We start from the raw sequence: 5,009 nt of genomic DNA, 5'->3' as shown, positions 1-5,009 counted from the left end.
GCATTGTTTATCCCCGAGGCGGCGCCGGTGTCCTTGTCCTCGACCGCCGTCATGACCGCGGTCGACAGCGGCGACACGACCAGCGCCATGCCGAGCCCCATCAGTGCCATCAGCGGAAACGTCCCGGTCCAGAAATTGTGGATGCCGGCATGGGTGAGCAGCGCGAGCCCGGCAAAGGCAAACGCGACGACCAGACTGCCGGCGGCGATCGGGAATCTCGGCCCGATCCGATCCGACCACTGGCCAACGGGTCCCGACAGCAGCGCGATCGATGCCGACAGTGGCAGGAAAATGAAGCCGACCTCGGCCGTGCTCAGCCCCCAGCCGGCAATCAGCAGCATCGGCAGATAGAACAGATTGGCCGACAGTGCGAAATAGAGGAAGAAGGTCGCAAGATTGGCTCCGGCGAACGCGCCGATCCCAAACAGCGACAGGTCGATCATCGGCTCGCGCTGTCGGCGCTCGAAGAAAACGAACACGACAAGCAGCGCCAGGCCGGCTGCGATGCTCGGCCCGGACATTTGTCCGCCGCCCTCGGCGCTCATCGAGGTCAGGCCATAGGCCAGCAATCCGAACGCCAGCGTGGCGAGTCCGGCGCCGCCGAGGTCGAGGCTGCGCTCTTCCGTCGGCTCATCGGCCGGCACCTTGGCCAGGAGAAGATAGATCGAGATGAGGCCCAGCGGCAGGTTGATGGCGAAGATCGCCCGCCAGATACCATTGCCGAAGGTGGACAGGACGAGGCCGCCCAGCACCGGACCGAGCGCGGTCGTCAGCGCCGAGGCCGCGGCCCAGATGCCGATCGCCCGGCCGCGCTCCTTCTTCGGATAGGCCTTGGCGATGATGGCGAGGCTGCCCGGCACCATGATGGCGGCGCCGACGCCCTGGATGGCGCGGAAGGCGACCAGCACGCCGGCATTGGGCGCCAGCGCGCAGGCCAGCGACGTGGCGATGAACAACGCAATACCGGTCACGAACGCGCGCCTGAGGCCGAACCGGTCGCCGGCAGCACCGCCCGCCAGGATCAGCGCCGATAGCGTCAGCGCATAGGCGTTGGAAATCCATTGCACCTCGGCCAGGCTGGCGCCGAGATTTTCCCGCAGCGCCGGCATCGCGATGGCCAGGACCGAGCCGTCGATGAAGCCGAGCGCGGATGCCAGGATCGCCGCGATCAGCACGTACCGGCGCCGCGTCCGCGGGCAGAACGTGCCGTTCGCGATCGAGCCGGTCGGGGAAATGGCGGCAGCTTCGCCTGGAGATTTCATGGAGCCTGCTTAGACCTCCTATGGCACCCGCAACAACCAGCCAGAAGCTTGCGGTTGTGAAACCAGATCGGCCTGGCCGCATGGCGGGCCACTCCGACCAATGCATGTCAGCCAAAACGTGCGCGGCCCTGGGAAGCGACATGCATGAAAACAAAGCCGCAAACCGCGTCGGCTGAATCCGTTTCAGCGCGACGCGCTTTAGGTGCAAACGGCTGACGCCGTGCTAGGTTTCACCAGCATCGAAACAGAGGGAGACGCATGAAGCGGCCACTCGAACCGTCGGCGGAGGCACGCGGGCGTGTCATCGGCATCACCGATGGCGTCTTCGCCATCGTGCTGACTCTGATCGTTCTCGAGAGTGCCGCCGCACGAAGCGGTCCATTCCGAGGGCGAGTTGCCGGCGGCGATCGCGGCGCTGGCGCCACGTTTCCTGACCTATGCGCTGAGCTTCCTGACGTTGACCATCTTCTGGTTCGCCCAGCAGGCGCAGCATAGGCTGATCGCCAAATCAGACCGGCGGCTCGCGACGTTGAACCTGTGCTTTCTCGCCTTCATCGCACTCTTGCCGTTCTCGACCGACCTTCTGGCCGACTTCCTCGAGTTCAGGATCGCGGTGATCGCCTAGGCTGAACCTTCTTATGCTCGGCGTCACGCTGCTCGCCAGCTGGTGGTACGCGGAAAAGAACGGCTTCATCGCCTAGGACGTCGACGCGGACACGACACGCACGGTCTACCTGCGAATCGTCAAGGCGCAGTTCCCGTGGGCGGTCGGCGCGGCGCTGTGCCTATTTAGCCCGTTGCTCAGCGTCGGCTTCATCCTGCTTGTGCAGCTGATCTATGCAGCCGCGCTCCGAGGCTCATTGCTGCGCAATGTCATCGGCTGAAGATCCGCCGACGAATTCCACGGTGACGCCGGGCGACACGATCTTGGCGAGCTCCCGCGCATCCCAGTTCGTCAGGCGCACGCAGCCATGGCTTTCGGTCTTGCCGATCTTGGAGGGATCGGGGGTGCCGTGGATGCCGTAGGTCGGCTTGTCCAGCGCAATCCACACCGAACCAACCGGGCCGTTCGGTCCCGGCGGGATGGTCAGGATCTTGTCGTTCTGGCCCTGCTTGAAATTGATGCTCGGGTTGTAGGTGTAGTTCGGATCGAGCGCGATACGCGACACGGTGTGGATGCCCGATGGCGACGGCGTGTCGGCCGAGCCGATGGTGGCCGGATAGGCGGCAACCAGCTTGCCGGCCGCGTCATAGGCGAAGACTTCCTTCTTGCCCTTGTCGGCGACGATGCGGGCAACCGGCGTCGATACCAGCCTGCCGAAATTGGCGACCTTGATGATCGTGCCGGGGCGGTTGAAATCGAGGCCCTGATTGATCGACTTCAGATAGTTCTCATCCATATGGAAACGCTCGGCCAGCGCTTCGGTGACGGAGGTGTAGCCCATGCGGTCGAGCTGGGCCTTCTGGCTGTAGTCTTCTGGGATCGACGCGACGTAGGGACCGGCCGCGTCCTCGGGCGTGATCGTGTAGGAGGCGAACGCATCGCCGCCCGACTGTGCCAGCGCCGACTGGATGCCGACGGCGTCGGTCGAGCGCAGATTGCTGCCCGTGATCTCGTTGTAGGCGGCCAGCGCCTTGTCGACATTGGAGCCGAATCGCCCGTCGATCACGCCCGGCGACGCGCCGGCGCGATCGAGCAGCACCTGCAGCGCCGCCACATCCTGGCGCGCGCCGAGCGACAGCGACGGGTCGACCGTGGCCTTGCCACCGGTGTCCGGCGGCAGGGAAGCCTGCGTATCCTGATCCGGCTGCGCGGGGTCGATCGACGCCTCGTTCAGCGGTTGGCGCTTGACGGTATTCGGCTTCGGCGCCTCCGGGTAGGTGGCGGTGTTGCCTTCATCGTCCGGCACCGGCGGAAAGGCATCCACGGAATTGTCGCCATAGGGATCGTATTCGTCGGCCGGCGGCGGAATCACCCTGCCTTCCTCGTCCAGCTGCCTGCGGCGGAAGCGGGCCATGTCTTCGGGATCGTCGAGATAGTAGCGGTCGTCATCCTCGACCGGCGCGCGGCCGAGCTCCTGCATCCGCAGCTGCCGGCGCAGCGCCCTGCGATCGAGCCTAGTGTTCGGCGGCTGGATAGCGATGACCTTGCCGGTATCGGCATCGACTATGACGCGGTTTCCCCTGGCGTCGTAATAGACGTCGATGTTGCCGTCCTGGGCGAGAAGGATGCCGCCGGGAGCGCGGGCCTCCCTTTCCGCGCCGTCGCCACTCGGCGCCGCGAACGCGCCGGAAGACACCAATCCGGCGACAACAGCCGAAAGGCAGACGATCGTGCGCAACATTGTGGCCAACTCTCCGGTCCGTAATTGCCGCCGCGCGGCATGTCCCTTTGTGGCGAGCCCTTCGCCAGCAAACCATTTACCGAGCTTAAGGTTCCAACATGAACCGGGCATGAAGATGGCGAACACCCGGCTGCTACAGGCCCAATTCCCTGCGTGTCTGTCTCGTCAGCTTGAGGACGACCAGGCGGTGGCTTTCGCCGAGATAGTCCTTCAGCGCCGCATCATCCATGCTCTGGCTTGTCTGGCGCTGGATCCATTTCATGCCGCGCGAGGCAAGATAGGGCGCGGGCCGGCAGCCTGGCTGCTCCTTCAGCACGTCATAGGCGATGTCGGAACATTTGAAGGTGACGAAGAGCTGTTTGCCCTCGTCCCAGCCGCCAATGGCAAACACCTTGCCACCGACCTTCCAGACATGGGCGCCGCCCCACTGGACGACATGCGTCGTCCGGGGCAGCGAGGCGCAGAAGCTGTTGTAGTCGTCGAGCGTCATGGGCGTCCGCGTCTCAAGAAAAAGCGGCGAAGCCCATTCAGGCTCCGCCGCTTTGGGTAGGCAAGGCGGTTCAGGCCGCCGCCTCGGTCGCCACGACCGTCGGCTTCGAGCGGAAGTTCAGCCGGTCGGAACCGGCGGTGACCTTGACGGTCGAGCCGTCGAGGATCTCGCCGAGCAGGATCTTCTCCGCCAGCGGATCCTGCAGCTCCTTCTGCATCACCCGCTTCAGCGGCCGCGCGCCATAGGCCGGGTCGTAGCCCTTGGCCGCCAGCCACTCGATCGCGTCGTGATCCAGCGATAGCGCGATCTTGCGGTCGGTGAGCAGGTTCTCCAGCCGCTTGAGTTGGATCTCGACGATGCGGTCCATATCCAGCCGGCGCAGCCGGTGGAACAGGATCACCTCGTCGACGCGGTTGAGGAACTCCGGCCGGAAGGAGGCCCTCACCACGCTCATCACCTCGTCTCGCACAGCATCGACATCCTGGTCCTCGCCGAGGTTGACCAGATATTCGGCGCCGAGATTGGAGGTCATGATGATCAGCGTGTTGCGGAAGTCGACTGTGCGGCCCTGGCCATCGGTCAGGCGGCCGTCGTCAAGCACCTGCAGGAGCACGTTGAACACGTCCGGATGCGCCTTCTCGATTTCATCGAACAGCACGACCTGATAGGGCCGCCGCCGCACCGCTTCGGTCAGCGCGCCACCCTCCTCATAGCCGACATAGCCGGGAGGCGCGCCGATCAGCCGGGCGACCGAATGCTTCTCCATGAACTCCGACAAGTCGATGCGCACCAAAGCGTTTTCGTCGTCGAACAGGAAATTGGCCAGCGCCTTGGTGAGCTCGGTCTTGCCGACGCCGGTCGGGCCGAGGAACATGAACGAGCCTATCGGCCGGTTCGGATCCTGCAGTCCGG

Annotated in this window: 5 protein-coding genes; 1 reads left to right on the top strand and 4 read right to left on the bottom strand. The window is 64.8% G+C overall.

Features of this window, described 5'->3' with window-relative positions; translation table 11 throughout:
* Positions 1-1,262, bottom strand: a 1,262-nt coding sequence (locus tag EOA33_RS23980; protein WP_127406748.1) for an MFS transporter, incomplete at its 3' end; no start/stop codon positions are given.
* A 358-nt stretch (positions 1,263-1,620) separates the two neighbouring features.
* Between EOA33_RS23980 and EOA33_RS40755 the strand changes: the two genes are divergently transcribed.
* Positions 1,621-1,887 carry a TMEM175 family protein gene (locus EOA33_RS40755; RefSeq protein WP_245455374.1) on the top strand — a complete coding sequence of 89 codons (267 nt, stop codon included), beginning with the start codon at positions 1,621-1,623 and terminating at the stop codon, positions 1,885-1,887.
* Positions 1,888-2,119: 232 nt separating this feature from the next.
* Here EOA33_RS40755 and EOA33_RS23970 read toward each other — a convergent pair whose 3' ends face one another.
* The 3 genes from EOA33_RS23970 to EOA33_RS23960 form a co-directional block, all read right to left on the bottom strand.
* The gene (locus tag EOA33_RS23970; RefSeq protein WP_126058154.1) at positions 2,120-3,607 is read right to left on the bottom strand and encodes a L,D-transpeptidase family protein; all 1,488 of its coding nucleotides are present in this window, start codon (positions 3,605-3,607) and stop codon (positions 2,120-2,122) included.
* A gap of 133 nt (positions 3,608-3,740) precedes the next feature.
* Positions 3,741-4,097: an MmcQ/YjbR family DNA-binding protein gene (locus EOA33_RS23965; protein ID WP_126058153.1), complete on the bottom strand. Its 357-nt coding sequence runs from the start codon at positions 4,095-4,097 to the stop codon at positions 3,741-3,743.
* Positions 4,098-4,167: 70 nt separating this feature from the next.
* The coding region (locus EOA33_RS23960; protein ID WP_127406747.1) for an AAA family ATPase at positions 4,168-5,009 on the bottom strand (842 nt) is incomplete at its 5' end.

It is taken from the genome of Mesorhizobium sp. M4A.F.Ca.ET.050.02.1.1 (assembly GCF_003997725.1).
GTDB lineage: Bacteria > Pseudomonadota > Alphaproteobacteria > Rhizobiales > Rhizobiaceae > Mesorhizobium.
The sequence above is the reverse complement of the archived record's forward strand: the minus strand, read 5'-3'. Positions and strand labels throughout refer to the sequence as shown.